Origin of the sequence: Streptomyces drozdowiczii (genome assembly GCF_026167665.1) — a bacterium.
In the GTDB taxonomy this organism is placed as follows: domain Bacteria; phylum Actinomycetota; class Actinomycetes; order Streptomycetales; family Streptomycetaceae; genus Streptomyces; species Streptomyces drozdowiczii_A.
The window spans coordinates 2878343-2903987 of record NZ_CP098740.1 but is presented as its reverse complement, the minus strand read 5'-3'; the positions used below and the strand labels follow the sequence as shown (position 1 = coordinate 2903987).

Below are 25645 nucleotides of genomic sequence, written 5' to 3'. Positions count from 1 at the left end.
ACGCCAAGCCTGCCGGGCGCGCGAGGCGGATGCCATGGGGCTCGTGGGTGAGGCCGGGTAGGGATATCCCTACCCGTGAGCCGCTGCTTCCCCGTCCGTTGCCCGACGCAACTGCTTACCCGTCCTTTACAGGGCCTAGACTCCCGTGCGTACAGATCGTGGACGGGGCTAGGGAGCGAGGGGCGGACGTGACGGGTCTTCCCGGTGCGGCATCGACACCGGCGCGGACGGTGCTCGCGTCGTCGGACTACTTCCACGCGTACGCGGTGGTCGGACTGCTCGCCGTGGTCGGCGTCCTGTTCGTCGCCGTCGCCTTCGGCGCGGGCCGGCTGCTGCGGCCGGTGGTCCCGACGCCGGAGAAGCTGCTCACGTACGAATGCGGCGTGGACCCCGTGGGGGAGGGCTGGGCGCACACCCAGGTCCGCTACTACGTGTACGCCTTCCTGTACGTGATCTTCGCCGTCGACTCGATCTTCCTGTTCCCCTGGGCGACGGTCTTCGCGGCGCCGGGCTACGGCGCCACCACGCTGGTGGAAATGTTCATCTTCCTCGGTTTCCTGGCCGTGGGACTGCTCTACGCATGGAAGAAGGGCGTCCTCGAATGGACGTGACGAGCCCGTCGTCGGCCGGGGCGGGGGACGAACCCGCCGCCGTACCCACGTTCCTCCCGGAACCGAAGCGCCTGGGCGTCCTGTCCAGGCTCGCGCCGGAACCGATGAAGGTGGTCCTCAACTGGGGCCGCCGCTACAGCCTCTGGGTCTTCAACTTCGGACTCGCCTGCTGCGCCATCGAATTCATCGCCGCCTCCATGGCGCGCCACGACTTCATCCGGCTCGGCGTCATCCCCTTCGCGCCGGGCCCGCGCCAGGCCGACCTGATGATCGTCTCCGGCACGGTGACGGACAAGATGGCCCCGGCGGTCAAGCGCCTGTACGAGCAGATGCCCGAGCCCAAGTACGTCATCTCCTTCGGCGCCTGCTCCAACTGCGGCGGCCCGTACTGGGACTCGTACTCCGTCACGAAGGGCGTCGACCAGATCATCCCCGTCGACGTCTACGTCCCCGGCTGCCCGCCCCGCCCCGAGGCGCTGCTCCAGGGCATCCTGAAGCTCCAGGAGAAGATCGCGCGCGAGTCGCTGGGGGAGCGTTACGCGGATGCGGCGGGCGCCCGTCCGTCGACGGCGGCGCTGCGCAGCGGCCTGGTGAAGGGGGAGGAGAAGTGAGTACGGCCTCCTTCGACCGCCTCCCGGACGCGGTGACGGACGTCTTCGGCGAGGACGCCACGGCGGAACAGGCGTACGACCTGCTGACGGTGGACGTCCCGCCCGCTTCCTGGCTGCCCGCCCTCGAAACCGCGCGCGACGCCCTCGGCTGCACGTATTTCGACTGGCTGAGCGCGGTGGACGAACCGGGCACGGGCTTCCGGGTGTGCGCGCATGTGGTGGCGCTGCCCGGCTCCGGCGTCCGCCGCCTGCTGCTCCGTACGACGGTGCCGCACGAGGCCCCGTCGCTGCCGACGGCGATCGGTGTGTACGCGGGGGCCGCCTGGCACGAACGCGAGACGCACGAGATGTTCGGCGTCGTCTTCGAGGACCACCCGAACCTGGTCCCGCTCCTCCTCCCCGAGAACTTCGAGGGCCACCCCCTCCGTAAGGACTTCGTCCTGGCCGCCCGCGTCGCGAAGGCGTGGCCGGGCGCGAAGGAACCGGGCGAGTCGGACCACGGCGGCCCGAAGCGCCGCACGATGCTCCCGCCCGGCGTCCCGGACCCGAACGAGTGGGGCCCCCTGAAGGGCCAGCTGCCTCCGGCTCCGGCCCGCCCGGCGCGGCGCGCCCGCACGGCGGGCGACGCGACCCCGACGACCCCGGCGGAACCCCGCCCGCGCCGCACCCGCAGCGCGTCCCAGGGCTCGGCGAGCCAGGGGGCGGGGTCGCCTCCGGCGACGGACGCACCGTGGCGCAACGCACCGGAGACCCGGCCCCCGGTTCGTCCCGACACCGACACCCCCGACAACGGAGGCGATCAAGAGTGAACGACGCCCTGGACGTCGCCCTCCGCATCGTCATCGTCTTCGCCGTCTTCATGGTCCTCCCCCTCCTCGTGGGCCAGACCGAACACAAGGTCATGGCCCACATGCAGGGCCGCCTCGGCCCCATGTATGCCGGGGGCTTCCACGGCTGGGCCCAGCTCGTCGCCGACGGCGTGAAGTTCGCGCAGAAGGAGGACATCGTCCCCGCCGGCGCCGACCGCAAGGTCTTCCGCCTGGCGCCGGCCGTGGCCCTCCTCCCGTACCTGCTCGTCCTGGTCGCGGTCCCGATCGGCCCGGGCGAGGGTGCGGTCGGCCAGGTCGTCGACGCGGGCATCTTCTTCGTGCTCGCCGTAATGGGCGTGGGCGTGCTCGGCTCGCTGATGGCCGGCTGGGCGTCGGCCAACAAGTTCTCCCTGCTCGGCGGCCTCCGCACCGCCGCGCAACTCCTCGCGTACGAGCTGCCGATGCTGCTCGCCGCCGCCTCGGTGGCGATGGCGGCGGGCACGGTCTCGCTGCCCGGCATCCTGGACGCGTTCGAGTGGTGGTGGCTGCCCTGGCAGATCACCGGCGCCCTGGTCTTCTTCGTGGCCGGGCTCGCCGAACTCCAGCGCCCCCCGTTCGACATGCCGGTCGCCGATTCGGAGATCATCTTCGGCGCGTACACCGAGTACACCGGCCTCCGCTTCGCGCTGTTCCTGCTCGCCGAGTACGCCGGCATCGTCGTGCTGTGCGGGCTGACCACCGTGCTGTTCCTCGGCGGCTGGCACGGCCCGCTGGGCGCCGACGGACTCGGCTGGGTGTGGACTCTGCTGAAGACCGGCATCCTCGCGTTCGTCGTGATCTGGCTGCGCGTGAGCTACCCGCGCCTGCGCGAGGACCAGTTGCAGAAGCTCGCCTGGACGACCCTCATCCCCCTCGCTCTCGCGCAGATCGCGCTCACCGGCATCGTGAAGGTGGCGATCAACTAGTGCCCCCGATCCCCGGCTCAGGTCTGGCCAAGGGCCTCGCCGTCACCCTGCGGACGATGACGAAGAAGACCGTCACCGCCCAGTACCCGGACGTGCAGCCCGAACTGCCGCCCCGTTCGCGCGGGGTCATCGCGCTGTTCGAGGAGAACTGCACGGTCTGCATGCTGTGCGCCCGCGAGTGCCCCGACTGGTGCATCTACATCGACTCCCACAAGGAGACGGTGCCGGCCGCGGCCCCGGGCGGCCGCGAACGCAGCCGCAACGTGCTCGACCGCTTCGCGATCGACTTCTCGCTCTGCATGTACTGCGGCATCTGCATCGAGGTCTGCCCCTTCGACGCGCTGTTCTGGTCGCCGGAGTTCGAGTACGCGGAGACGGACATCCTCGACCTCACCCATGAGCGCGACAAGCTGCGCGACTGGATGTGGACGGTCCCGGAACCGCCCGCGCTCGACCCGCGCGCCGAGGAACCGAAGGAACTCGCCGCGGCCCGCAAGACGGCGGACAAGCTCCGCGCCCAGCAGGAGCAGGAGCAGGAACAGCAGCACGCGCAGGACGACACAGGGCAGGAGGGCAACGCATGAGCAACGCCCTCGCGGCCGCCGAGGCGGCCCCCGGCTTCCTCTCCCCGTCCGGCGTCGAGATCGTCTTCGTCCTCGTCGGCATCGTCACCCTCGGCGCGGCGGTGGTGACCGTCACGACCCGTCAGCTGGTGCACGCCGCCCTCTGGCTGATCGTGGCGCTCGGCGGCCTCGCCGTCGAGTACCTCCTGCTCACCGCGGAGTTCATCGCCTGGGTGCAGGTACTGATCTACGTGGGCTCCGTCGTCGTCCTCCTCCTGTTCGGGCTGATGCTCACCAGGGCCCCGATCGGGCGCTCCCCGGATGCCGACTCCGAGAACCGGTGGGCCGCCCTCGCGGTCGCCGTCGCCTCGGCCGGCACCCTCCTCTGGGTCGTCGTGGACGCCTTCCGCACGACGTGGATCGAGCTGGACGGGCCCGCCCAGGGCTCCACCGAGGTCACCGGCGCCTTCCTCTTCCGGAACTGGGTGCTCCCCTTCGAAGCCCTCTCCGTCCTCCTGCTCGCCGCCCTGGTCGGCGCGATCGTCCTCTCCCGCAAGGGCGGCCGGGCAGCGGACCGGGCCGACGCCACCCCGCCCCGAGAGGACGCGCGCTGATGCACCTCGCCTATCCCGCGGTGCTCGCCGCCCTCCTCTTCTGCACCGGGCTGTACGGAGTCCTCGCCCGCCGCAACGCGATCCTCGTCCTGATGTCCGTCGAGCTGATGCTCAACGCGGTCAACCTCAACCTGGTCGCGTTCGACGTCTGGCTCCGCGACCGCCTCCACTCCGGCCAGGCCCTCACCCTGTTCACCATCGCCATCGCGGCGGCGGAGATCGGCATCGGCCTGGCGATCGTCCTCGCCGTCCACCGCAACCGGGGCAGCTCCGACGTCGACCGCCTCCGCGACACCGCCGAGACCGACGAGGCCGAGACCGTCCCGGCCGGCGACGACGAGGACGACGCCGTCACCGAACCCGAAGACCAGGCCACTGCTGCGGCAGGGAAGGCAAAGAAGGCAGAGGCCACCCCGTGACCACCACGACCCTCGCCGTCCTCGTCCCCCTCCTCCCGTTCCTGGGCGCGGCGGCCGGGCTGCTCATCGGCCGCACCGCACCCGAGTTCGTGCGCCCGCTCGCCGTACTGCCCTCCCTCGTCTCGCTCGTCCTCGCGGCCACCGTCGCCGCGCGCCAGGGGGGCGGCCGGGCCATCGACGCGGCCACCCAGCTCACCCCCACCGGCTCCGTCCCCATCGACCTCGCGCTGCACCTCGACGGCTTCGCCGTCCTCGTCGCCGTGCTGGTCGCCCTGGTCGCGAGCTGCGTGCAGATCTACTCGACCGCGTATCTCCGCGACGACCCCCGCTACCCCTCGTACGCGGCGCTGGTCTCCCTCTTCACCTCCGCGATGCTGCTCGTCGTCTACTCCGGCGACCTGATGGTGCTGCTGGTCGGCTGGGAGGTCATGGGCATCTGCTCGTACTTCCTGGTCGGCCACTACTGGGAGACGCCCGAGGCGCGCGCCGCGTCCCTGAAGGCGTTCCTGGTCACCAAGCTGGGCGACGTCCCCTTCCTCATCGGCCTGTTCGCGCTCGCCGCCGATACCGGCTCATTCCGCATCACCCGCATCCTGGGCGCCGTCGCCCACGGCGGCCTCGATCACCCGACCCTCATCGCGCTCCTCCTCCTGGCCGGGGTCGCGGGCAAGTCCGCGCAGTTCCCCCTGCACACCTGGCTGCCCGACGCCATGGCCGGCCCGACCCCCGTCTCGGCGCTGATCCACGCGGCGACGATGGTCGCCGCCGGCATCTACTTCGTCGCCCGGCTCCTCCCCGTCTTCGCCGCGTCCGGCGCGGCCCTGGTCGTCCTCGCCGTGATGGCGGCCGTCACGATGATCGGGTCCGGGCTCGCCGCGCTCGCCCAGGACGACATCAAGCGCGTCCTCGCCTACTCGACCATCGGGCAGCTCGGCTACATGTCGGGCGCCCTGGCCGTCGGCGACCGGGGGGCCGCCGTCTTCCACCTCGTCTCGCACGGTGCCTTCAAGGCGGTCCTCTTCCTCGCGGCCGGCGTCGTCATCCACGCCGCCGGCACCAACTCGCTGGCCGCCATGTCCCGGATGAGCGGCCTCGCCCGCCGCATCCCGGACGCCTACTGGACGATGACCGTGGCGCTGCTCGCGCTTGCCGCCATCCCGCCGTTCGCCGGCTTCTTCTCCAAGGAAGCCGTCCTCGTCGCCGCCGAGCACACCGCGCTGGGCGACCGGCACGTCGCCCCGGCCGCCGCCGGCTGGACGGTCCTCGTCGCCGGGCTGCTGGCCGCCGTGCTCACCGCCGCCTACGCCACCCGGCTCTGGCTCCTCGCCTTCCGGGGCCGGGGCGCCGAGGCCCCCGACCACGGCAGGCAGCCCGCCGCCATGACCGCCGTCCTGTGGGTCCTGGCCGTCCCGACCATCGCCCTCGGGCTGAGCGTCGGCGTCATCGGCGACTGGTTCGACGGACACCGCCTCGTCCCCTCGCTGACCACGGCCGTCCTGTCCACCGGCGTCGGCCTCGTCGGCGGCCTGGTCACCTACGGGGCCTGGCGCCACACCACCGCGCTCGCCGCCCGCGTCCCGATGGGCTCGGTCGTCGCCCACCCGGACGCCGAACCGGCGCTCGTGGAGATCGAGGCCATCGAGGCCCGCACCGCCGCCTACGGCCCGGCCGGGGACGCCCCCGACCCCGCCGACCCCGGACGCCTGCTGCTCGGCCCCCTCCACCGCCACGCGGCCACCGGCTTCCACCTCGACGCCCTGTACGCGGCGCTGTTCGTCCGCCCCGTCCAGGCCGCCGCACGCCTCGTCCGCTTCCTGGACCGCGAGGTCGTCGAGACCTACGTACGCGGCTCCGCCACCGGCGCACGCTGGCTCGGCACGGCCGTCCGCCGCGCCCAGACCGGCAACGTGCAGAGCTACCTCAGCGCACTGCTGGCCGGTTCCCTGGTCCTGGCGGTCGCCGCCGTCGTCTACGCCAACGTCAACGCGGGGTCCTGAGCCGTGATCGATATCAGCGCATCCGTGATGCAGTTCCTTCTGGCGTTCGTCGTCGTCGGCCCGCTCATCGGGGCCGTCGCCGCCCTGCTCCCCGCCCCGCCCGGGCTGAAGGGCCGCAGCCCCGACCAGGCCGTGCTCCGCCACGGCGTGACCGTCACCGGGGTCATCCTCCTGGCGACCCTGGTGCTGGCCGCCGGCTTCGACCACGACCACCCGTCGAAGATGCAGGCCACCACCGACATCAGCTGGATCCCGGCGCTGGACGTGCGCATCCACCTCGGCATCGACGGCATCTCGCTCCCCCTGCTCGTCCTGACCGCGCTGCTGACCTTCCTCTGCGCGCTCTACAGCTACTTCAAGCTGCCCGAAGGCCCCTCCCCGAAGGCGTTCGTCGCGCTGGTCCTCCTCCTGGAGTCCGGCACCCTCGCCACCTTCGCCGTGCTCGACCTGCTCCTGTTCTTCCTGGCGTTCGAGATGGTGCTCATCCCGATGTACTTCCTGATCGCCCGATGGGGCGGTGCGGGGAGGCAGGCGGCCGCCTGGAAATTCATCCTCTACACACTGCTCGGCTCGGTCGTCATGCTGCTGGGCCTGCTCCTCATCGGACTGAAGAGCGGCACCTTCGACATGGTGGCACTCGCCACTGACAACGGCCGCGGGCTCACCTCGTCCGTGCAGGTCACCGCCGTTCTGGCGATCGGGATCGGGCTCGCCGTGAAGACCCCGATGTGGCCGCTGCACAGCTGGCTGCCCGACGCCCACACCGCCGCCCCGACCGTCGGCTCCGTGCTCCTCGCGGGCGTCCTGCTGAAGATGGGCACGTACGGCTTCGTCCGCATCCTGCTCCCGGTCGCCCCCGACGGGATGCACACCTTCGCCCCGTACCTCGCGGCCTTCGCCGTCGCCGGGATCGTCTACGGATCGCTCGCCTGCCTGGCCCTCGCCCGGCCCGGCGCCAAGGGCGACCTGAAGCGGCTCATCGCGTACTCCTCCGTCGGCCACATGGGCTTCGTGCTCCTCGGCATCGCGAGCATGACCCCCACCGGCGTCAACGGCGCGCTCTTCGCCAACATCGCCCACGGCCTCATCACCGGCCTGCTGTTCTTCCTGGTCGGCGCGGTGAAGGACCGCTACGGCACCGCCGACCTGGACACCCTCGCCGGGGCCACCGGCGCCGCCCTCTACGGCCGCGCGCCCCGCCTCGGCGGCCTCCTCGCGTTCGCCGCGGTCGCCTCGCTCGGGCTGCCGGGGCTCGCCGGGTTCTGGGGCGAGATGCTCGCCCTGTTCGGCGCGTTCGACCCGGCCGAGGGCCTGAGCAGGCCCGCCTTCCTGACGTTCATGTCGATCGCCGCCTTCGGCACCCTGCTCACCGCCGCCTACCTGCTGATCGTGGTCCGCCGCGTCTGCATGGGCGCCCACCGCGACGAACCGCGGCAGATCGCCGACGTCCAGAGCTACGAATTCGCCGCCTGGACCCCCCTCGCGGCCCTCACCGTCCTCGCCGGCCTGTGGCCCGCCGTCCTCCTCGGCCTCACCGACCCGGCCGTGCAGAAGCTCCTCGCAGGAGGCAAGTCGTGACCACAGCGGCCGAGAGCGCCACCAGCCTCGTCCAGTCCGTCGACTGGCTCGCCATCGCGCCCCCGCTCACCGCCGCGGCCGTCGCCCTCGTCGTCCTGGTCGCCGACCTCTTCGTCACCGAGGCCCGCAAACCGCTCCTCGGCTACGGGGCCGTCGCCGGACTCGTCGCCTCGCTCGCCCTGATCCTCCCGCTCCACGACGGCGACCGCTCCACCTTCTGCCTCACCACCGGCAGCCACGCGTGCAGCTACACCGCCGACCACTTCACCCTGGTCATCCAGGCCCTTGTGCTCGGCGGCGCGCTGCTCACCGCGCTGCTCTCCCTCGGCGACATCCGCAAGCTCCCGGCCGGCGAGTTCTGGTTCCTGCTGCTCTCGTCCGCCGCCGGCGCCGCGCTCCTGCCCGCGTCCCGGGACCTCGCCACGCTGGTCATCGCCCTCGAAGTCGCCTCGCTGCCCGCGTTCGCCCTCGTCGGCATCAAGCGCGGCGACCGGCGCTCCTCCGAGGCCGCGCTGAAGTTCTTCCTGTCCTCCGTGACCGCCACCGCCGTGATGCTCCTCGGCGTCAGCTTCGTCTACGCGGCCACCGGCACGCTGCACCTCACGGAGCTGGCCGGCCGGCTCGGCCACGTCGACCCCCGGCTCTCCACCCTCGCCGGGGCGGGCGTCGCGCTGACGCTGGTCGGCTTCGCCTTCAAGACGGCCGCCGCGCCCTTCCACTTCTGGGTGCCCGACACCTATGTCGGCGCCCCGCTGCCCATCGCCGCCTACCTCTCGGTCGTCGGCAAGGCGGTCGGCTTCACCGGCCTCATCCTCGTCACCGTGATCGCCTTCCCGGCCTACGCGGACGTGTGGGGCCCCGCCCTCGCGGTCCTGGCCGCGCTCACGATGACCGTCGGCAACGTCGCCGCGCTGCGCCAGAGCGCTTCCCGCGCGCGCAGCGCCGTACGCCTGCTCGCCTGGTCCTCCGTCGCCCAGGCCGGGTACCTGCTCGTCCCCGTGGCCGCCGCCGCGTACGCGGGGGAGCGCAGGATCGGCTCCACCGTCGCGTACGCCCTGATGTACGCCGTCGTGAACCTCGGTGCGTTCGCGGTGGCCGCCCTGGTCGCCCGTACCCGCCCGGGCAACCGTCTTGACGACTACCGCGGCCTGTACGCCACCCGGCCCCTGGCCGCCCTCGCGCTGGCGTTCTTCCTGCTCTGCCTGGCCGGGCTGCCGCCGGGGATCATCGGGCTCTTCGCCAAGGTCACGGTGTTCTCGGCGGCCGTCGACGCGGGCCTGGGCTGGCTCGCCGTCGTGATGGCCGTCAACGTCGTCGTCGCCCTGTACTACTACCTCCAGTGGACGGCCGCCCTGTTCCGGGCGCCCGCGGACGGGGAAGAGGCGCAGCCCGCCGTACGGCACCGGGTCCCGGCGCCCCTGACCGCGGCGATCGTCCTCACCGCGGCCGCCGGAGTCGTCCTGTCGGGCGCCCCACAGACCGTCCTGAGATTCGCCGCCGTCAATCTCTTCTGATCTCGTTCACCTGTTCGAAAGGTGACAAGATCGGCTTGCCCCCGGCCGCCCGCACAGGGCAAGGTCGATGGCTTGGAACGCGTACGACGTTCTCAACACCACAAGGAGCCAGAGCAGTGCTGAGCGGGTTCAAGGACTTCATCCTGCGCGGGAACGTCATCTCCATGGCGGTCGGTCTCGCCGTCGGAGCCGCGTTCACCGCGGTCGTCACCGGATTCAGCAACGCCTTCATCGTGCCGCTCATCGGCGTCTTCACCCGCGGCACCGGCGACTTCAGCAAGGCGCACTTCGACGTCGACGGCGTGGACTTCCCGTACGGCCTGTTCCTCAGCGCCGCGATCGCCTTCCTCATCACCGCCGCGGTCCTCTACTTCTGCGTCGTCATGCCGATGGCCAAGGTCCAGGACCGCTTCACCGCCAAGAAGGCCGACGAGCCGGTCGACATCAAGGCCGCCCTGCGCGACTGCCCCCGCTGCTACACCGAGATCCCGGCCATCGCCTCCCGCTGCGCCCACTGCACCAGCGAGGTCGAGCCCGACCCGGCGGCCCTGGAGCTGGCCAAGCTCCCCGTCCAGCGCTGAGCACGGCCACACCTCCACCCGGACGGCCCAGAGCCCGGTCCCACGCGTACAGCGGGTCCGGCCTGGGCCGTCCGGCCGTCCGCACCAGGGAACTCGCATCCTTCGCCTGGCGTTGACCAGTACGGGAGGCTCCACTGAGCGGTGGGGCCCCACCCGCCAAGGGCTCCCCTGCTGCACGATTTGGAGGGCGTACCGTGCACCGCCGGCACAACGGGCTGAGGACCGCCGTACTCCTCGGGGGCCTGTCCGCACTCATCATCGTCATCGGCAGCTTCTTCGGCCGTACGGGGCTGCTCGTCGCCCTCCTGGTGGCGATCGGCACCAACGCGTACGCGTACTGGAACAGCGACAAGCTGGCGCTGCGGGCCATGCGCGCCCGCCCCGTGAGCGAATTCGAGGCGCCCCAGCTCTACCGCATGGTCCGCGAGCTCTCCACCTCGGCGCGCCAACCCATGCCCCGGCTCTACATCTCCCCGACCCAGGCACCCAACGCCTTCGCGACCGGCCGCAATCCGCGCAACGCGGCGGTCTGCTGCACCGAGGGCATCCTGAGCCTGCTGGACGAGCGCGAGCTGCGCGGCGTCCTCGGCCACGAGCTGAGCCACGTCTACAACCGGGACATCCTCATCTCGTCGGTCGCCGGAGCGCTGGCCTCCGTCGTGATGTTCCTGGTCAACTTCGCCTGGCTGATACCGGTCGGCCGCTCCAACGACGACGAGGGCCCGGGCATCCTCGGCATGCTGCTGATCATGATCCTCGGCCCGCTCGCCGCGTCCGTCATCCAGCTGGCCGTCAGCCGCTCCCGGGAGTACGAGGCGGACGCCTCGGGCGCCCGGCTCACCGGGGATCCGCTGGCCCTCGCCAGTGCCCTCCGGAAGCTGGAGGCCGGGACGCAGCAGCTCCCGCTGCCCCCGGAGCCGAAGATCGAGACCGCGAGCCACATGATGATCGCCAACCCCTTCCGCGCGGGGCAGGGGATGTCCAAGATGTTCTCGACCCACCCGCCGATGGCGGAGCGCATCGCCCGACTCGAGCAGATGGCAGGTCCTCGCCCGTGAAAACCATTCTGAACGTCATTTGGCTGGTCCTCTGCGGATTCTGGATGTTCCTCGGCTATCTGCTCGCGGGAGTCCTGCTCTGCATCACGATCATCGGCATCCCCTTCGGCCTGGCCGCCTTCCGGATCGGCGTCTACGCCCTGTGGCCCTTCGGGCACCGGGTGGTCGACCGCCGGGACGCCGGTGGAGCGTCCTGCGTGGGCAACGTGCTGTGGCTGATCCTCGCCGGCTGGTGGCTGGCGCTCGGTCACATCACCACGGGCATCGCCCTGTGCCTCACGATCATCGGAATCCCCCTGGGCATCGCCAACTTCAAGCTGATCCCGGTGTCCCTGATGCCGTTCGGCAAGGAGATCGTCGACACCGACGAGCAGTTCGCCGGCTGGTAAGCCCCCCGGCCCGCAGGCCGCCGCACGCAACCGCCCGCCCCTCCCCGGCGTCTTGGATTCCAGGACAGAGGGACGGGTAGGTTCGCACGCATGACCATTATCGGCTGGATCATTCTCGGGCTCGTCGCGGGCGTCATCGCCAAGATCCTGCTGCCGGGGCGCGACCCCGGCGGTCTGATCGGCACCACGCTCATAGGGATCGTCGGCGCGTTCCTCGGTGGCTGGATATCGTCGCGCTTCCTGGACCGTGAGATCTCCAAGGACTTCTTCGACCCGGCGACCTGGGTCGCGGCCATCGGCGGCTCCCTGGTCCTGCTGATCGCCTACCGCCTGCTCTTCGGCAACTCCCGCGAACGCCGCTGACGTCAGCCGTCCAGGCCCGTTTCACGCAGCGTCAGATTGAGCCGGCCACCGCTCATCCCCGTGCCGGGGGGAGCGGTGCCGGGCCGGACCGAGGGCACTCCGTGGAACGCCCGGCGCGACGGCCCGCCGAACACGAACAGATCCCCGGACGCCAGCTCCACGTCCGTCCACGGCCTGCCCCGGCCCTCGGTGTTGCCGAACCGGAAGACGCATGTGTCCCCGATGCTGAGCGACACCACGGGCGCCTCGGACCGCTCCTCGGCATCCCGGTGCATGCCCATCCGGGCCGTGCCGTCGTAGAAGTTGACCAGCGCGGCATCCGGCGCGTACGCCTCCGAGCCGCCTCCCCGCCCGTACGCCTCCGCCACCGCCGCCCGCCCCAACTCCGCGAGCCAGCCGGGGAACGGGAGCACCGGAGCCCCGTTCACATCGTCGGCGGTACGCGCATAGCGGTACGGCTGCCAGTGCCACCCGAGGCACACCGTCCGCACCGACATGACCCCGCCACCCGGCAACGCCGTGTGCCGCAGCGGCACGGGCCCCCGCGCCCACTCCCGGCACGCCACCACCAACTCCCGCTGCCGCTCCGGCGACAGCCAGTCGGGCACATGCACGGCCCCCGGCGCGATGACGGCGCGCGACCTGGGGAAGAGCCCGTCCATCACCGGCCGCCCGTCAACGCCCCGCCAGGGCCCCTTCGAGCCCCAGCAGCCGCTCCTTGCGCTCAAGACCGCCCGCGTACCCGCGCAGCGCGCCGTCCGCACCGATCACCCGGTGGCACGGCCGCACGACGAGCAGCGGATTGCGCCCGATCGCGGTGCCCACGGCCCGCACCCCGGCACCGCTCGCGCCGACGCGCGCGGCGATCTGCCCGTACGAGACCGTCTCGCCGTACGGAACGGCCTCCAGCGCGTCCCAGACCCGCCGCTGGAACTCGGTGCCCCGCCCCTGCGCGTACACCAGGTCGAAGCGCGTCCTGCGCCCCTCGAAGTACTCCCGCAGCTGGGCGGCGACCCCCGCGAACGCCTCCGGCGCGTACACCCAGCCGTCCTGGACGACGGTGCCGCCCTTCTGGCCGGGCACGGAGAGCGAGACGAGCGCGACGCCCGCCGCTCCGGGGGCCTCTTCCCCGACCAGCAGCAGTTCACCCAGCGGGCTGTCGACCGTCGCGTACATGGTCATGACCGGTCCCTCTCCTCGTCCGTACGACCGGCCGGAACGCCGGCCGCCATGGACCAGTCTGCTGCGCCCGAACCGCCGAGACCGGCGGTATTCGGACATGCAGTCCGGGCACGGAACGAAGCCCTCCGCACCCGGACCACCCCGCTCTAGCGGTAGTTCGCGAACTGCACGTCGAAGTCGAAGTCCTGGGCCTTCAGCAGCGCCTGCACGGCCTGGAGGTCGTCCCGGCTCTTCGAGGTGACCCGCAGCTCCTCGCCCTGGACCTGGGCCTTGACGCCCTTGGGACCCTCGTCGCGGATGATCTTCGCGACCTTCTTGGCGTTCTCCTGGGAGATGCCCTCCTGGATCGAGGCGAACAGCTTGTACTCCTTGCCGGACAGCTGCGGCTCACCGGCGTCCAGCGACTTCAGCGAGATCCCGCGCTTGATCAGCTTGGACTGGAAGATGTCGAGGATGGCCTTGACCCGCTCCTCGCCGTTCGCCTGCATCAGGATCTTCTCGCCGGACCACGCGATCGACGCGTCCGTGCCCTTGAAGTCGTAACGGGTGGAGATCTCCTTGGCGGCCTGGTTGAGGGCGTTGTCGACCTCCTGCCGCTCGACCTTCGAGACGATGTCGAAACTGGAGTCGGCCATGACGTGTGGCTCCTTGGATCGGGGGTGCTGGAAAGTGCGTACCTGGCGCAGCGGCCGCGTAAAGCCTAGCCACCCGAGACCGCACGGGCCTCCGAACAATCCGGTGGCGTAGCACCCTCGGTCATCAGGTATTGTTTACGTCGTTGCCAGAGAGCGCCACGGGAAACCGGGACTCGAAGGCGGCATCCCTTGGCGGTGTGCCCGAGTGGCCAAAGGGAGCAGACTGTAAATCTGCCGGCTCAGCCTACCCAGGTTCGAACCCTGGCGCCGCCACAAGCAAGGCCCCCGTTCTTCGAACGGGGGCCTTCTTCGTCGTGCGGTCAGTTGCCCGCGATGTCCTTCACCGCGACCGTCAACGGCACGTTGCCCGAGATCAGTTCCAGGGTCAGGCCCGCCGTCGCCGGGGTGTCCAGGAGTTCGACCAGGGCCGCCGCCACGTCGTCGCGGGGGACCGGGCCCCGGCCCGTGGAGGCGGCCAGGAGGACCTGGCCGGTGCCGGCGTCGTTGGTGAGCATCCCGGGGCGCAGGATCGTCCAGTCCAGGGCCGGGCGGGAGCGCACGTCCGCGTCCGCCGCGCCCTTGGCCCGCAGATACACGTCGAACACCTCGTCCCCGGCGTGGTCCGGGTCCGCGCCCATGGCGGAGACCACGAGGTAACGCCGCACCCCCGCCCGTTCCGCCGCGTCCGCGAAGAGCACCGCCGCACCCCGGTCCACCGTGTCCTTGCGGGCCGTACCGCTGTCGGGGCCCGCACCGGCCGCGAAGACCGCCGCGTCGGCGCCCCGCAGCACCTCGGCGACCTGATCGACCGTGGCCGATTCCAGGTCCAGCACCACGGGCTCGGCGCCCACCGCCCTGAGGTCGTCGCTCTGTCCGGGATTGCGGATGATGCCGGCCGCCTCATCCCCGCGCGCGGCGAGCAACCGCTCCAGCCGCAGCGCGATCTGACCATGTCCACCTGCGATGACAATGCGCATACGACCGACGGTACGCCGGAGCGCGCCGCGCCGCTCACGGCCCGCCGGTGGATTCCGGCCGTCCCTGGCGGGGAAGACCGGGCCCGCCGCCCGCCTCCGAATCGCAGTACTCGCGCACCGCGCTGGTCCGGGCCACCACCCGCCCCCGGTGCACCACGATCCGGCTGTACGCCAGCGACAGCGCCCCGGCCAGCCCTTCCCCGCGTACGGCGAGCAGCTCGGCCGGGAAGCCCGCCTCGACGCGGACCTCGGGGAGCCCCATCACATGCCGCGCCTCGGCGGACACCGCCGCGTAGGCGTGCTCGGGGCGCAGCCCGCCCTGCGAGGCCAGCAGGAACGCCGCCTCCAGCGGGTCGCCGCGCCCCACCGGGTTGGCCGGATCGCGCAGCGCCCCACCGCCCGCGGCGACCCGCACCCCGGCCTCGCGCAGCAGCCGTACGGGGGCGGCGCCCCGGTGCTCCGTACCGCAGCAGCCGCCCTGGGGGAGGCAGGTGACGCTCACCCCGGCCGCCGCCAGCTGCCCGGCCACCCGGGCGGCGACGTCGGCGGGGAGGCGGGCGAGACCGGCGCAGGGGCCGATGGTGACCTCCTGGCGCATTCCGCCCGCCAGCGCGGCGAACCGGGCGAGGCGGGCGGGGTCGTCGCCGTCCGTGTGCAGGTCCACGGGGCAGCCGTGCTCGGCGGCGACTTCGAGGACGGCCTCCGCGTATCCCGCCGGGTCCGGGTCGAGGTCGGGGCGGCCGCCGACCGCGCCGGCGCCCATCTTCACCGCGTCGCGGAGCATCGCCAGGTTGCCCGCCCCGGCGACGCCGGTGAGCAGCCGGGGGACGGCGACCGGGGTCAGGTCGGCCAGGCCGCGCAGCGAGCGCCGGGCCTGGAGAACGGCTTCGAGCGCGGCCAGGCCCGGGGGGCCGCCGATCCGTACGTGTGAGCGCAGGGCCGTCGCGCCGTGGCCGAGCTGGAGCAGCGCGGCCTCCGTGGCGCGCCGCTGGACGTCCTCGGGCCGCTCGGACGCGGGGCCGGAGCCGTCCGCGGTGAGGGCGGTGTCGCTGTGGGCGTGCGGCTCGGCGGGCGCGGGGAGCAGGAGGTGGCCGCGCAAGTCGACGCGGGCGCCGGGGGCGGCGGTGAGGCTGCCCGCGGTGCCGACGGCCTCGATGCGGCCGCCGCAGACCCGTACGTCCACGACGCGGCCGTCGGTGAGGCGGGCGCCGCAGAGCGTCAGGGCCGAGGTCTCCGGGCCGCCGGTGGCGTCGGCCGCGTGGTCGTCGGGCCGCTGCGGCTGGCTGTCGGGCATCGTGCTCCTGGGAAGGGGTCAAGATCACGCAGAGTGAGTAGAGCCTAGGGGCGGGCGCGGTCCGGTCGGAGGAGGAGCGCAATAGTCGTACCGGTGCGGCCTTGCTGATCAGCGGTGTGCGGGCGCCCGGAGCGGGGTACGAGCCCGGGTCGGCCGGGGCCCGCGAAACGGATTTGGGCGATCGGCGACCGAGCGTGTAATGTCTTCATCGCTCGCCCCAATAGCTCAGTCGGTAGAGCGTCTCCATGGTAAGGAGAAGGTCTGCGGTTCGATTCCGCATTGGGGCTCTGGTGATCGGAAACCCCGCTTCGGCGGGGGGCCCAGTCATCAAAGCGGTGTAGCTCAGTCGGTAGAGCAAGCGGCTCATAATCGCTGTGTCACCGGTTCAAGTCCGGTCACCGCTACTAAAAGTAGCCGATTGTGGGGTCGGTCCTTCGATCGGCTACTCTTTTCTGCGTTCATCCGTCCATCGTCCGTCCAAGGAGCACTCACGTGGCTGCCACCGACGTCCGCCCGAAGATCACGCTGGCCTGCGTGGAGTGCAAGGAGCGGAACTACATCACCAAGAAGAACCGGCGTAACAACCCGGACCGTCTTGAGATGAAGAAGCACTGCCCGCGCTGCAACTCGCACACCGCGCACCGCGAAACGCGCTGAATCAGGCTCGTACACGAGGCCGTCCCCTTCGGGGGGCGGCCTCGTGTCGTTGTGCGGCGGGTTTGGCGTTGAATGGTGCCGGACGCCGCCACAGGCCGGCCCAGTCGTTCTTTCATCAGGAGGTTGCGAGTTCATGGCGCTCGACCAGTCCTTCGTGGGACGGACCTATCCGCCCACCGCGCCGTACGAGGTCGGACGGGAGAAGATCCGCGAGTTCGCCGAGGCCGTGGGCGACGCCCACCCCGCGTACACCGACCCCGAGGCCGCCAAGGCCCTCGGCCACGCCGATGTGATCGCGCCGCCGACCTTCGTGTTCTCGATCACTTTCAAGGCCGCCGGCCAGGTCATCGAGGACCCCCAGCTGGGCCTGGACTACAGCCGGGTCGTGCACGGCGACCAGAAGTTCGTCTACGTCCGCCCCGTGCGCGCCGGTGACCGGCTGTCGGTCGTCTCGACCATCGAGGCCGTGAAGTCGATGGCGGGCAACGACATCCTGGACGTCCGCGGTGACGTCCACGACGAGTCCGGCGAGCTGGTCGTGACCGCCTGGACGAAGCTGGTGGCGCGCGCCGCCGAGGAGGCGTGATGACGGCGAAGGTGAATTACGAGTCCGTCGAGGTCGGTACGGAGCTGCCGGCGCGGTCCTTCCCGGTCACCCGGGCGACCCTCGTGCAGTACGCGGGTGCCTCGGGCGACTTCAACCCGATCCACTGGAACGAGCGCTTCGCGCGCGAGGTCGGGCTGCCCGATGTGATCGCGCACGGCATGTTCACCATGGCCGAGGCGATCCGCGTGGTCACGGACTGGACCGGCGACCCGGGCGCGGTCGTCGAGTACGGGGTGCGCTTCACCAAGCCCGTCGTGGTCCCGGACGACGACAAGGGCGCGCAGATCGAGGTCAGCGGCAAGGTGGGCGCGCTGCTGGACGACCGGCGGGTGCGGGTGGACCTGACGGTCATGAGCGACGGCAAGAAGGTCCTGGGCATGTCCCGGGCCGTGGTGCAACTCGCCTAGGGACGACGGGCGACGCGACGCGTTGTAAGGGGCACGGTCCATGGGCCGTGCCCCTTACGCGTACCTCCGTTCGCGACTCGGCCCGGCATCCCGCTTGACGAAGTTAGTGATTGAGTACTAACTTATTGGCATGGCAAGGATGAGTGCAGATGAGCGGCGCGAGAGCGTCATCCGCGCGGCGATCACCGAGTTCGCCCGCGGTGGGTACAGCGCGACCTCCACCGCGGTGATCGCCCAGCGGGTGGGTGTCTCGCAGCCGTACCTCTTCCGCCTCTTCCCCAACAAGGAGGCGATGTTCCTCGCGGCGGCCGAGCGCTGTCTGGAGGAGACCCGGCAGGTCTTCGCCGACGCGGCCGACGGGCTGGACAGCGAGGAGGCGCTGCACGCCATGGCCCGCGCCTACCAGCGGCTGATCGCCGACGACCCCGAGAAGCTGCTCATGCAGATGCAGGTGTACGCGGCCGTCGCCGCAGCGGAGGCCGCCGGTGACCATGAATTCGGCGAGGCGATGCGGACCGGCTGGCTGGAGCTCTTCGACTCCGTCAACCTCGCGCTCGGTGCCGAGGTGGCCGAGACCACCCAGTTCCTCGCGTACGGAATGCTCGCCAACACGCTGACCTCGCTCGGTTTTCCGGCCGGACACCGGATCTGGTCCGGGTTCTACGAATCCGCCCAGCCGGTCTCCTGAACGCGTACGACGCCGGGTTCGGCCCGGTTTTCTGCCCAGAAAAGTTAGTAATCAATAACTAACCCTCAGGGGGAGCAGTGAACCAGCAATCGACAGGCCGCGCGGGAGCGGCCTGGGCCCTCGTCATCACCAGCGTCGCCGGCTTCATGGCGGCCCTCGACAACCTCGTCGTCACCACCGCCCTGCCGTCCATCCGCGAAAGCCTCGGCGGAGAGATGGAGGAGCTGGAGTGGACGGTCAACGCCTACACGCTCACCTTCGCCGTCCTGCTGATGTTCGGCGCCGCCCTCGGTGACCGCTTCGGCCGCCGTCGGCTCTTCCTCACCGGCCTCACCGTCTTCACCGGCGCCTCCGCCGCGGCCGCCCTCTCACCCGGCATCAACGAACTCATCGCCTTCCGCGCCGTCCAGGGCGTCGGCGCCGCGATCATGATGCCGCTCACGCTCACCCTGCTCACGGCCGCCGTGGAACCCGCCCGACGGGGCGCGGCGCTCGGCATCTTCAGCGCCGCGACCGGGCTCGCCGTGGCCAGCGGACCCCTGATCGGCGGCAGCCTCACCGAGCACATCTCCTGGCAGTGGATCTTCTGGCTCAACGTCCCGATCGGCCTGCTCCTGCTGCCCCTCGCCCGCTTCCGCCTCGCGGAGTCGTACGCCCCCGGCGCCCGGCTCGACGTCCCCGGCACCCTCCTCGTCAGCGGCGGCCTCTTCGGCATCGTCTACGGCCTCGTCAACGCCAACGCCGACGGCTGGACCAGCCCGACCGTCCTGACCTCCCTCATCGCCGGCATCGCGCTCATCGGCGCCTTCATCCGCCACGGCTTCCGGGGCCGCAAGCCGATGCTCCCCATGCGGCTCTTCCGGGACCGCGGCTTCTTCGGGATCAACATCGCCAGCATGCTGATGTACCTCGGGATGTTCGGCGCGATCTTCCTGCTCAGCCAGTACCTCCAGGGCGTCCTCGGCTACTCGCCGACCGAGGCCGGGCTGCGGATGCTGCCCTGGACCGGGATGCCGATGCTCGTCGCCCCCATCGCCGGGATGCTCTCCGACCGGTTCGGCGGCCGCCCGGTGGTCGTGACCGGGCTCGCCCTCCAGGCCGTCGGCCTCGCCCTCTTCGCCCTGATCATCGCCCCGGACGCGTCCTACGCCTCGCAGCTGCCCGCCCTGATCATCGGCGGCATCGGAATGGCCCTGTACTTCGCGCCGGCCGCCAGCCTGGTGATGTCCAGCGTCCGCCCCGGTGACCAGGGCATCGCGTCCGGCTCCAACAACGCCCTCCGCGAGGTCGGCGGCGCCCTCGGGGTCGCCGTGCTCACCACCGTCTTCGCCTCGCAGGGCGGCCTGGAGTCCGCGCAGTCCTTCACCGACGGCACCGTGCCCGCCGTCTGGATCGGCTCCGGAGTCGTCGCCCTGGCCGCGCTCGTCGCCCTGATGATCCCCGGCCGCCGCGCCGCCGGTGCGCAGGAGGCCGCCACCGAGACGGCCGACGCCGACGCCCACACCGAGGAGCCGGTCTCCGTACCCGCCTGACGCACCCCGCACACGCCACACGGTCCGTGGCCCCGCCCAGACGGCGGGGCCACGGACCGTACTCTTGTCCCCGTGCAGGAACTCCACGACGCGCCCCTCGCCCCCCTGACCACCTTCCGGCTGGGCGGCCCCGCCACCCGGCTCCTCACGGCCACCACGGACACCGAGGTGATCGACGCCGTGCGCGAGGCCGACGACAGCGGCACCCCGCTCCTGATCATCGGCGGCGGCAGCAATCTGGTCATCGGCGACAAGGGCTTCGAGGGCACCGCCCTGCGGATCGCCACCAAGGGCTTCGTCCTCGACGGCGGCTCCCTGGAACTGGCCGCGGGCGAGGTCTGGACCGACGCCGTCACCCGCACCGTGGAGGCCGGTCTCGCGGGCCTCGAATGCCTGGCGGGCATCCCCGGCTCGGCGGGTGCGACCCCGATCCAGAACGTCGGGGCGTACGGACAGGAGGTGTCCGCCACCATCACGGAGGTCGTCGCCTACGACCGGCGCACCCGCGAAACGGTCGTCCTGCCCAACTCCGAGTGCGCGTTCTCCTACCGGCACAGCCGCTTCAAGGCCGAACCCGACCGGTACGTGGTGCTGCGCGTCCGCTTCGGCCTGGAGGAGGCCGGCGGGCTCTCGGCGCCCCTGAAGTACCCGGAGACCGCGCGGGCCATGGGCGTCCAGGAGGGCGAGCGCGTTCCCGCCGCCGAGGCCCGTGAAACGGTGCTCCGGCTGCGCGCCGGCAAGGGCATGGTGCTGGACCCCGAGGACCACGACACCTGGTCGGCCGGGTCCTTCTTCACCAACCCGATCCTGGAACAGGCCGAGTTCGACGCGTTCCTGGCCCGGGTCGCCGACCGGCTGGGGCCCGAGGTGACGCCCCCGCCTTCCCCGCCGGTGAGGGGCGCACCAAGACCTCCGCCGCCTGGCTCATCGACCGGGCCGGCTTCACCAAGGGCTACGGCACCGGACCCGCCCGCATCTCCACCAAGCACACGCTCGCCCTCACCAACCGGGGCGCGGCGACCACGGAGGACCTGCTCGCCCTGGCGCGCGAGGTGGTTGCCGGAGTGCACGCGGCCTTCGGCGTCACCCTGGTCAACGAACCGGTGACGGTGGGCGTCAGCCTGTAGGGCGCCCGGGCCCCGTGCCCCGGGCGCCCGACCCGGGCCTCAGTACGCGACGCCCACGCCCTGCTTCACCGTTGCCCGGTCGCCGATCAGGGCCAGCATGGCGTGGGCCACGTCGGCCCGGGAGATGGACCGGCCGCTGCGCGGGTTGCCGCCGACGACCGTGCGGTAGGTGCCCGTCAGGGGCCCGTTCGTCAGCTTCGGCGGCCGCACCGACGTCCAGTCCGTGGCCGAGGCCGCCAGCGCCGCCTCCATCGCGGTGAGGTCCGCGTACACCTCCTTGAGGACCGCGCCGATCATCGACAGCATCATCCGGTCGAGCAGCGGCTCGTCGGCGGGCGTGGGGGCGAGCGGGGCGGCGCTGACCACCAGCAGCCGCCGGGTGCCCTCCGCCTCCATGGCCGCCAGCACGGCGCGGGTCAGCCGCTCGGCGATCCCGTCGGCCTTCCGGCCTCTGGACCCGAGGCCGGAGAGGACCGCGTCCCGGCCCGCCACCGCCTCCCGCAGCGCCTCCGGGTCGTCCACCCGGGCGGCCGTGTGCACCGTGATGTCCGAGAGCGGGACCGCGAGCCGGGCGGGGTCGCGGACCACCGCCGTCACCTCGTGCCCCGCCGCCACCGCCTGGCGGACGATCTCCTGCCCGATACCGCCGGTCGCACCAAAAACCGTGAGCTTCATGGCACACCCCTTCGAGGTGGGTAAGTGTTCACTCACCTCTAGAGTGGGTGGGTAATCACTCACCCGTCAAGTCTTATCGGAGTGCTCATGGAGCAGAAGCCGGCCCGCGTCCGCCTCATCGACGCCGCCCACGAGCTCATGCTCACCAAGGGCCTGGCCCGGACCACCACCAAGGAGATCGCCAAGGCCGCCGGCTGCTCGGAGGCCGCGCTCTACAAGCACTTCCTCAGCAAGGAGGAGCTGTTCGTGGTGGTCCTCAAGGAACGGCTGCCCAAGATCGACCTGCGCGAGCTCATCGCCGACCCGGGCGCGGGGGAGCGGTCGGTCGAGGAGAACCTCACCGACATCGCCCGCCAGGCCGCCCTGTTCTACGAGCAGAGCTTCCCGATCGCCGCCTCCCTCTACGCCGAACCGAGGCTCAAGGAGCGCCACGACGCGGCGATGCGCGAACTCGGCACCGGCCCCCACCTGCCCATCCGCGGCGTCGCCACGTATCTGCGGGCCGAACAGACCGCAGGGCGCGTCCGCCCCGACGCCGACACCTACGCGGCCGCCGCACTGCTCCTCGGCGCCTGCGCCCAGCGCGCCTTCGCCTACGACGCCACGGACACCGGCGAACCGCCTCAGCCGCTGGACGACTTCGCGGCGGCCCTGGCCCGCACCCTGCTCAGCGGCCTCGCGGGCTGAGGCTCAGGCCGCAGGACCCGCCAGCCACGCGTCGACCCCCGCCAGCAGCTCCGCCCGCACCGGCTCCGGCGCCGTCGAACCGCGCACCGACTGGCGGGCCAGCTCGGCCAGTTCCTCGTCGGTGAACGCGTGGTGGCGGCGCACCAGGTCGTACTGCGCGGCCAGCCGGGAGCCGAAGAGCAGCGGGTCGTCCGCGCCCAGGGCCATCGGCACCCCGGCGTCGAACAGAGTGCGCAGGGGGACATCGGCGGGCTTCTCGTAGACGCCGAGCGCCACATTGGACGCGGGGCACACCTCGCAGGTCACCCCCGCCTCGGCGAGCCGCCGCAGCAGCCGGGGGTCCTCGGCGGCGCGCACACCGTGCCCCACCCGGGCCGCGTCGAGGTCGTCCAGGCAGTCCCGGACGCTGGACGGGCCCGACAGCTCGCCGCCGTGCGGGGCGGCCAGCAGACCGCCCTCCCGGGCGATGGCGAACGCCCGGTCGAAGTCGCGGGCCATGCCGCGCCGTTCGTCGTTGGAGAGGCCGAAGCCGACCACCCCCCGGTCCGCGTACCGCACGGCGAGGCGCGCGAGGGTCCGGGCGTCCAGCGGGTGCTTCATCCGGTTCGCCGCGATGACCACCCGGATCGGCAGTCCGGTCTCGCGCGAGGCGGCGTCCACCGCGTCCAGGATGATCTCGATCGCCGGGATCAGGCCGCCGAGCAGGGGCGCGTACGAGGTGGGGTCGACCTGGATCTCCAGCCAGCGGGAGCCGTCCGCCACGTCCTCCTGGGCGGCCTCGCGCACCAGGCGCTGGATGTCCTCGGGGCCCGCAGGCAGGACCGGGCGATGTCGTACAGCCGCTGGAAGCGGAACCAGCCCCGCTCGTCCGTGGCGCGCAGTTTGGGCGGCTCGCCGCCGGTCAGGGCCTCGGGCAGCCGCACCCCGTACTTGTCGGCGAGCTCCAGCAGCGTCGTGGGCCGCATCGACCCGGTGAAGTGCAGGTGCAGGTGGGCCTTGGGCAACAGCCGTACATCACGTTCCATTGCAAGATCCTGCCGCACGGACGGGGCGGCGCGGTAGCCGCTTTCCCCATCGGGTGCCCCCTCGAACGCGAAAGCGACCCCCGATTCGGACATCGGGGGCCGCATTCAAGGGAAGGGAGCGGGGTTACGCCTTCGCCTCACCCAGCAGCTTCTGGAGCCGCGAGACGCCCTCGACCAGGTCGTCGTCGCCCAGCGCGTACGACAGGCGCAGGTAGCCCGGGGTGCCGAACGCCTCGCCCGGGACGACCGCCACCTCGGCCTCGTCCAGGATCAGCGCGGCCAGCTCCACCGAGGTCTGCGGGCGCTTGCCGCGGATCTCCCTGCCGAGCAGCTCCTTGACCGACGGGTACGCGTAGAACGCGCCCTCGGGCTCCGGGCAGAACACGCCGTCGATGTCGTTGAGCATCCGCACGATGGTCTTGCGGCGCCGGTCGAACGCGGTGCGCATCTCGGCGACCGCGTCCAGGTTCCCGGAGATGGCGGCGAGCGCGGCGGCCTGCGAGACGTTGGCGACGTTGGACGTGGCGTGCGACTGGAGGTTGGTCGCGGCCTTCACGACGTCCTTGGGGCCGATGATCCACCCGACGCGCCAGCCGGTCATCGCGTACGTCTTGGCGACGCCGTTGACCACGATGCACTTGTCGCGCAGCTCGGGCACGATCGCCGGGAGCGAGGTGAACTTCGCGTCGCCGTAGACCAGGTGCTCGTAGATCTCGTCGGTCATCACCCACAGGCCGTGCTCGACGGCCCAGCGGCCGATCGCCTCGGCGTCCGCCTCGCTGTAGACCGCGCCGGTCGGGTTCGACGGGGAGACGAACAGGACGACCTTCGTACGCTCGGTACGGGCCGCCTCCAGCTGCTCCACGGAGACCCGGTAACCGGTGGTCTCGTCGGCCACGACCTCCACCGGGACGCCGCCGGCCAGCCGGATCGACTCGGGGTAGGTGGTCCAGTACGGGGCCGGGACGATGACCTCGTCGCCCGGGTCGAGGATCGCGGCGAACGCCTCGTAGATCGCCTGCTTGCCGCCGTTGGTCACCAGGATCTGGGAGGCGTCGACCTCGTAACCGGAGTCGCGCAGCGTCTTCTCCGCGATGGCGGCCTTGAGCTCGGGGAGCCCGCCCGCGGGGGTGTAGCGGTGGTACTTCGGGGTGCGGCACGCCTCGACGGCGGCGTCCACGATGTAGCCGGGCGTCGGGAAGTCGGGCTCACCGGCACCGAAGCCGATCACCGGGCGGCCGGCGGCCTTGAGGGCCTTGGCCTTGGCGTCGACGGCGAGGGTGGCGGATTCGGAGATGGCACCGATGCGGGCGGAGACCCGGCTCTCGGACGGAGAAGTAGCAGCGCTCATGGCCCCCATGCTCGCAGACCGTTTTCCGCGTCGGCACGGGGGTTTCAGGGACCGGACAGCACTCGGACAGCATGCGGACAGGAAGCGACCAGGAGCGATCAGCAGCTTTCTGTTCGACGCCGGGCCGCTGAGCACGTACACTCTCCTGTCGTTGGCCTTCACCAGCCGCACCGTTCCTGCACTCGGGTCATCCGGGAACATGCGGTAGGTTGGTGGAATCCACAAAGGGTCGTAGCTCAATTGGTAGAGCACTGGTCTCCAAAACCAGCGGTTGGGGGTTCAAGTCCCTCCGGCCCTGCTACACACTCCTTCGCCAGGATGTGTGCGCATGTACGTACTTCAATGCACCGCCGTGCGGCTCCACCGGGCGCGGCACGGCCACGACCCGGAATCAGGTGAGAAGCGTGACGGACGCCGTGGGCTCCATCGACAAGCCTGATGCCGAGGACGAGGCCCCCGAGTCGAAGAAGAAGACCCGGAAGGGCGGCAAGCGCGGAAAGAAGGGCCCTCTGGGCCGTCTCGCGCTCTTCTACCGCCAGATCGTCGCGGAGCTCCGCAAGGTCGTCTGGCCGACGCGCAACCAGCTGACGACGTACACCAGTGTGGTGATTGCGTTCGTCGTCGTCATGATCGGCCTCGTAACCGTGATTGACTTCGGTTTCGCGCGGGTCGTCAAGTACGTCTTCGGCTGATCCACGCGAAGGGCGCCTGATGGGCGCCCCTTTCGCA

28 protein-coding genes, 4 tRNA genes and 2 pseudogenes are annotated in these 25645 nt (G+C 71.4%); 26 read left to right on the top strand and 8 right to left on the bottom strand.

The window, feature by feature from the left end; all coding sequences use genetic code 11:
* Positions 1-188 precede the first annotated feature (188 nt).
* The 14 genes from NEH16_RS13035 to NEH16_RS12970 all read left to right on the top strand — a co-directional run bounded on the left by NEH16_RS13035 (position 189) and on the right by NEH16_RS12970 (position 12072).
* Positions 189-611 carry an NADH-quinone oxidoreductase subunit A gene (locus tag NEH16_RS13035; protein WP_242441963.1) on the top strand — a complete coding sequence of 141 codons (423 nt, stop codon included), beginning with the start codon at positions 189-191 and terminating at the stop codon, positions 609-611.
* Positions 602-1222, top strand: a complete 621-nt coding sequence (locus NEH16_RS13030) for an NADH-quinone oxidoreductase subunit B (RefSeq protein ID WP_073964490.1) — start codon at positions 602-604, stop codon at positions 1220-1222. Before NEH16_RS13035 ends, NEH16_RS13030 begins: the two co-directional genes overlap by 10 nt.
* Positions 1219-2031, top strand: coding sequence for an NADH-quinone oxidoreductase subunit C (locus tag NEH16_RS13025; protein WP_374215659.1), 813 nt, complete (start codon positions 1219-1221; stop codon positions 2029-2031). Before NEH16_RS13030 ends, NEH16_RS13025 begins: the two co-directional genes overlap by 4 nt.
* Entirely contained in the window at positions 2028-2996 is a 969-nt protein-coding gene (locus NEH16_RS13020) for a complex I subunit 1/NuoH family protein (RefSeq protein ID WP_265542199.1), read from the top strand. Before NEH16_RS13025 ends, NEH16_RS13020 begins: the two co-directional genes overlap by 4 nt.
* Positions 2996-3580 (top strand): NuoI/complex I 23 kDa subunit family protein, encoded by a 585-nt coding sequence (locus NEH16_RS13015; protein ID WP_265542198.1) that lies wholly within the window; start codon positions 2996-2998, stop codon positions 3578-3580. Before NEH16_RS13020 ends, NEH16_RS13015 begins: the two co-directional genes overlap by 1 nt.
* Positions 3577-4173, top strand: coding sequence for an NADH-quinone oxidoreductase subunit J family protein (locus NEH16_RS13010; protein WP_265542196.1), 597 nt, complete (start codon positions 3577-3579; stop codon positions 4171-4173). Before NEH16_RS13015 ends, NEH16_RS13010 begins: the two co-directional genes overlap by 4 nt.
* Positions 4173-4592, top strand: a complete 420-nt coding sequence (nuoK, locus tag NEH16_RS13005) for an NADH-quinone oxidoreductase subunit NuoK (RefSeq protein ID WP_073964485.1) — start codon at positions 4173-4175, stop codon at positions 4590-4592. Before NEH16_RS13010 ends, nuoK begins: the two co-directional genes overlap by 1 nt.
* Positions 4589-6589: an NADH-quinone oxidoreductase subunit 5 family protein gene (locus NEH16_RS13000; protein WP_265542194.1), complete on the top strand. Its 2001-nt coding sequence runs from the start codon at positions 4589-4591 to the stop codon at positions 6587-6589. The genes nuoK and NEH16_RS13000 overlap by 4 nt, the downstream gene beginning before the upstream one ends.
* Positions 6590-6616: 27 nt before the next feature.
* Positions 6617-8167: a complex I subunit 4 family protein gene (locus tag NEH16_RS12995; RefSeq protein WP_265547173.1), complete on the top strand. Its 1551-nt coding sequence runs from the start codon at positions 6617-6619 to the stop codon at positions 8165-8167.
* Entirely contained in the window at positions 8164-9681 is a 1518-nt protein-coding gene (locus tag NEH16_RS12990; protein WP_265542192.1) for an NADH-quinone oxidoreductase subunit N, read from the top strand. Before NEH16_RS12995 ends, NEH16_RS12990 begins: the two co-directional genes overlap by 4 nt.
* Positions 9682-9797: 116 nt before the next feature.
* Positions 9798-10262 (top strand): MscL family protein, encoded by a 465-nt coding sequence (locus NEH16_RS12985; protein ID WP_265542189.1) that lies wholly within the window; start codon positions 9798-9800, stop codon positions 10260-10262.
* A gap of 194 nt (positions 10263-10456) precedes the next feature.
* Positions 10457-11320 carry a zinc metalloprotease HtpX gene (gene htpX / locus NEH16_RS12980; protein WP_265542187.1) on the top strand — a complete coding sequence of 288 codons (864 nt, stop codon included), beginning with the start codon at positions 10457-10459 and terminating at the stop codon, positions 11318-11320.
* Entirely contained in the window at positions 11317-11709 is a 393-nt protein-coding gene (locus NEH16_RS12975) for a YccF domain-containing protein (RefSeq protein WP_073964479.1), read from the top strand. The genes htpX and NEH16_RS12975 overlap by 4 nt, the downstream gene beginning before the upstream one ends.
* A 90-nt stretch (positions 11710-11799) precedes the next feature.
* Complete coding sequence (locus tag NEH16_RS12970; RefSeq protein WP_073964478.1) at positions 11800-12072, top strand: GlsB/YeaQ/YmgE family stress response membrane protein; 273 nt, start codon at positions 11800-11802, stop codon at positions 12070-12072.
* A gap of 2 nt (positions 12073-12074) precedes the next feature.
* Here NEH16_RS12970 and NEH16_RS12965 read toward each other — a convergent pair whose 3' ends face one another.
* From NEH16_RS12965 to NEH16_RS12955, 3 genes are all read right to left on the bottom strand, one after another.
* Positions 12075-12734, bottom strand: a complete 660-nt coding sequence (locus tag NEH16_RS12965) for an alpha-ketoglutarate-dependent dioxygenase AlkB family protein (protein WP_265547171.1) — start codon at positions 12732-12734, stop codon at positions 12075-12077.
* A gap of 13 nt (positions 12735-12747) precedes the next feature.
* Positions 12748-13254: a methylated-DNA--[protein]-cysteine S-methyltransferase gene (locus NEH16_RS12960; protein ID WP_265542183.1), complete on the bottom strand. Its 507-nt coding sequence runs from the start codon at positions 13252-13254 to the stop codon at positions 12748-12750.
* A 146-nt stretch (positions 13255-13400) separates the two neighbouring features.
* Complete coding sequence (locus NEH16_RS12955; RefSeq protein ID WP_018519335.1) at positions 13401-13889, bottom strand: YajQ family cyclic di-GMP-binding protein; 489 nt, start codon at positions 13887-13889, stop codon at positions 13401-13403.
* Positions 13890-14080: 191 nt separating this feature from the next.
* On the opposite strand from NEH16_RS12955, the gene NEH16_RS12950 reads away from it, so the two are divergent.
* A tRNA-Tyr gene (locus tag NEH16_RS12950) sits at positions 14081-14162 on the top strand.
* A 47-nt stretch (positions 14163-14209) separates the two neighbouring features.
* On the opposite strand, the gene NEH16_RS12945 is transcribed toward NEH16_RS12950, so the two are convergent.
* A complete protein-coding gene (locus tag NEH16_RS12945; protein ID WP_265542180.1) occupies positions 14210-14866 on the bottom strand; it encodes an NAD(P)H-binding protein in 657 nt (218 codons plus the stop codon).
* 34 nt (positions 14867-14900) lie between these two features.
* On the bottom strand, positions 14901-16160 hold the full coding sequence (locus NEH16_RS12940; protein WP_265542177.1) for an amidohydrolase family protein: 1260 nt from the start codon (positions 16158-16160) through the stop codon (positions 14901-14903).
* Between the two features lie 214 nt (positions 16161-16374).
* Here NEH16_RS12940 and NEH16_RS12935 point away from each other — a divergent pair.
* The 8 genes and pseudogenes from NEH16_RS12935 (at position 16375) to NEH16_RS12900 (ending at position 21178) form a co-directional block, all read left to right on the top strand.
* A tRNA-Thr gene (locus NEH16_RS12935) sits at positions 16375-16447 on the top strand.
* A gap of 44 nt (positions 16448-16491) precedes the next feature.
* Positions 16492-16564: transfer RNA gene (locus tag NEH16_RS12930), tRNA-Met, on the top strand.
* Positions 16565-16652: 88 nt separating this feature from the next.
* The gene (gene rpmG / locus NEH16_RS12925) at positions 16653-16817 is read left to right on the top strand and encodes a 50S ribosomal protein L33 (protein ID WP_003956487.1); all 165 of its coding nucleotides are present in this window, start codon (positions 16653-16655) and stop codon (positions 16815-16817) included.
* Positions 16818-16950: 133 nt separating this feature from the next.
* Complete coding sequence (locus NEH16_RS12920; RefSeq protein ID WP_018101272.1) at positions 16951-17403, top strand: MaoC family dehydratase N-terminal domain-containing protein; 453 nt, start codon at positions 16951-16953, stop codon at positions 17401-17403.
* Entirely contained in the window at positions 17403-17831 is a 429-nt protein-coding gene (locus NEH16_RS12915) for a MaoC family dehydratase (RefSeq protein WP_265542154.1), read from the top strand. The genes NEH16_RS12920 and NEH16_RS12915 overlap by 1 nt, the downstream gene beginning before the upstream one ends.
* A gap of 139 nt (positions 17832-17970) precedes the next feature.
* Positions 17971-18519, top strand: coding sequence for a TetR/AcrR family transcriptional regulator (locus NEH16_RS12910; protein WP_265542152.1), 549 nt, complete (start codon positions 17971-17973; stop codon positions 18517-18519).
* Between the two features lie 77 nt (positions 18520-18596).
* Positions 18597-20051, top strand: coding sequence for an MFS transporter (locus NEH16_RS12905; RefSeq protein WP_265542151.1), 1455 nt, complete (start codon positions 18597-18599; stop codon positions 20049-20051).
* A 72-nt stretch (positions 20052-20123) separates the two neighbouring features.
* Positions 20124-21178: pseudogene (locus NEH16_RS12900) on the top strand (UDP-N-acetylmuramate dehydrogenase).
* A gap of 39 nt (positions 21179-21217) precedes the next feature.
* On the opposite strand, the gene NEH16_RS12895 reads toward NEH16_RS12900, so the two are convergent.
* Complete coding sequence (locus NEH16_RS12895; RefSeq protein ID WP_265542149.1) at positions 21218-21853, bottom strand: NAD(P)-dependent oxidoreductase; 636 nt, start codon at positions 21851-21853, stop codon at positions 21218-21220.
* Positions 21854-21940: 87 nt separating this feature from the next.
* Here NEH16_RS12895 and NEH16_RS12890 point away from each other — a divergent pair, with 87 nt between their 5' ends.
* A complete protein-coding gene (locus NEH16_RS12890) occupies positions 21941-22540 on the top strand; it encodes a TetR/AcrR family transcriptional regulator (RefSeq protein ID WP_073964468.1) in 600 nt (199 codons plus the stop codon).
* Positions 22541-22543: 3 nt separating this feature from the next.
* On the opposite strand, the pseudogene NEH16_RS12885 reads toward NEH16_RS12890, so the two are convergent.
* Positions 22544-23565 (bottom strand): annotated as a pseudogene (locus NEH16_RS12885) (adenosine deaminase).
* 124 nt (positions 23566-23689) lie between these two features.
* Positions 23690-24916 (bottom strand): pyridoxal phosphate-dependent aminotransferase, encoded by a 1227-nt coding sequence (locus NEH16_RS12880; RefSeq protein WP_073964466.1) that lies wholly within the window; start codon positions 24914-24916, stop codon positions 23690-23692.
* 225 nt (positions 24917-25141) lie between these two features.
* On the opposite strand from NEH16_RS12880, the gene NEH16_RS12875 reads away from it, so the two are divergent.
* A tRNA-Trp gene (locus NEH16_RS12875) sits at positions 25142-25214 on the top strand.
* A 106-nt stretch (positions 25215-25320) separates the two neighbouring features.
* Complete coding sequence (gene secE / locus NEH16_RS12870; protein WP_073964465.1) at positions 25321-25608, top strand: preprotein translocase subunit SecE; 288 nt, start codon at positions 25321-25323, stop codon at positions 25606-25608.
* The last annotated feature ends 37 nt before the right edge of the window (positions 25609-25645 follow it).

What these genes read in the sequence shown, in the direction of transcription:
- NEH16_RS13030 (WP_073964490.1), top strand. Translation starts at nt 602, where the DNA reads ATGGACGTGACGAGCCCGTCGTCGGCCGGGGCGGGGGACGAACCCGCC.
- NEH16_RS13010 (WP_265542196.1), top strand. Translation starts at nt 3,577, where the DNA reads ATGAGCAACGCCCTCGCGGCCGCCGAGGCGGCCCCCGGCTTCCTCTCC.
- nuoK (WP_073964485.1), top strand. Translation starts at nt 4,173, where the DNA reads ATGCACCTCGCCTATCCCGCGGTGCTCGCCGCCCTCCTCTTCTGCACC.
- NEH16_RS12995 (WP_265547173.1), top strand. Translation starts at nt 6,617, where the DNA reads ATGCAGTTCCTTCTGGCGTTCGTCGTCGTCGGCCCGCTCATCGGGGCC.
- NEH16_RS12970 (WP_073964478.1), top strand. Translation starts at nt 11,800, where the DNA reads ATGACCATTATCGGCTGGATCATTCTCGGGCTCGTCGCGGGCGTCATC.
- NEH16_RS12965 (WP_265547171.1), bottom strand. Translation starts at nt 12,734, where the DNA reads ATGGACGGGCTCTTCCCCAGGTCGCGCGCCGTCATCGCGCCGGGGGCC.
- NEH16_RS12960 (WP_265542183.1), bottom strand. Translation starts at nt 13,254, where the DNA reads ATGACCATGTACGCGACGGTCGACAGCCCGCTGGGTGAACTGCTGCTG.
- NEH16_RS12955 (WP_018519335.1), bottom strand. Translation starts at nt 13,889, where the DNA reads ATGGCCGACTCCAGTTTCGACATCGTCTCGAAGGTCGAGCGGCAGGAG.
- NEH16_RS12945 (WP_265542180.1), bottom strand. Translation starts at nt 14,866, where the DNA reads ATGCGCATTGTCATCGCAGGTGGACATGGTCAGATCGCGCTGCGGCTG.
- NEH16_RS12940 (WP_265542177.1), bottom strand. Translation starts at nt 16,160, where the DNA reads ATGCCCGACAGCCAGCCGCAGCGGCCCGACGACCACGCGGCCGACGCC.
- NEH16_RS12920 (WP_018101272.1), top strand. Translation starts at nt 16,951, where the DNA reads ATGGCGCTCGACCAGTCCTTCGTGGGACGGACCTATCCGCCCACCGCG.
- NEH16_RS12915 (WP_265542154.1), top strand. Translation starts at nt 17,403, where the DNA reads ATGACGGCGAAGGTGAATTACGAGTCCGTCGAGGTCGGTACGGAGCTG.
- NEH16_RS12910 (WP_265542152.1), top strand. Translation starts at nt 17,971, where the DNA reads ATGAGTGCAGATGAGCGGCGCGAGAGCGTCATCCGCGCGGCGATCACC.
- NEH16_RS12895 (WP_265542149.1), bottom strand. Translation starts at nt 21,853, where the DNA reads ATGAAGCTCACGGTTTTTGGTGCGACCGGCGGTATCGGGCAGGAGATC.
- NEH16_RS12890 (WP_073964468.1), top strand. Translation starts at nt 21,941, where the DNA reads ATGGAGCAGAAGCCGGCCCGCGTCCGCCTCATCGACGCCGCCCACGAG.
- NEH16_RS12880 (WP_073964466.1), bottom strand. Translation starts at nt 24,916, where the DNA reads ATGAGCGCTGCTACTTCTCCGTCCGAGAGCCGGGTCTCCGCCCGCATC.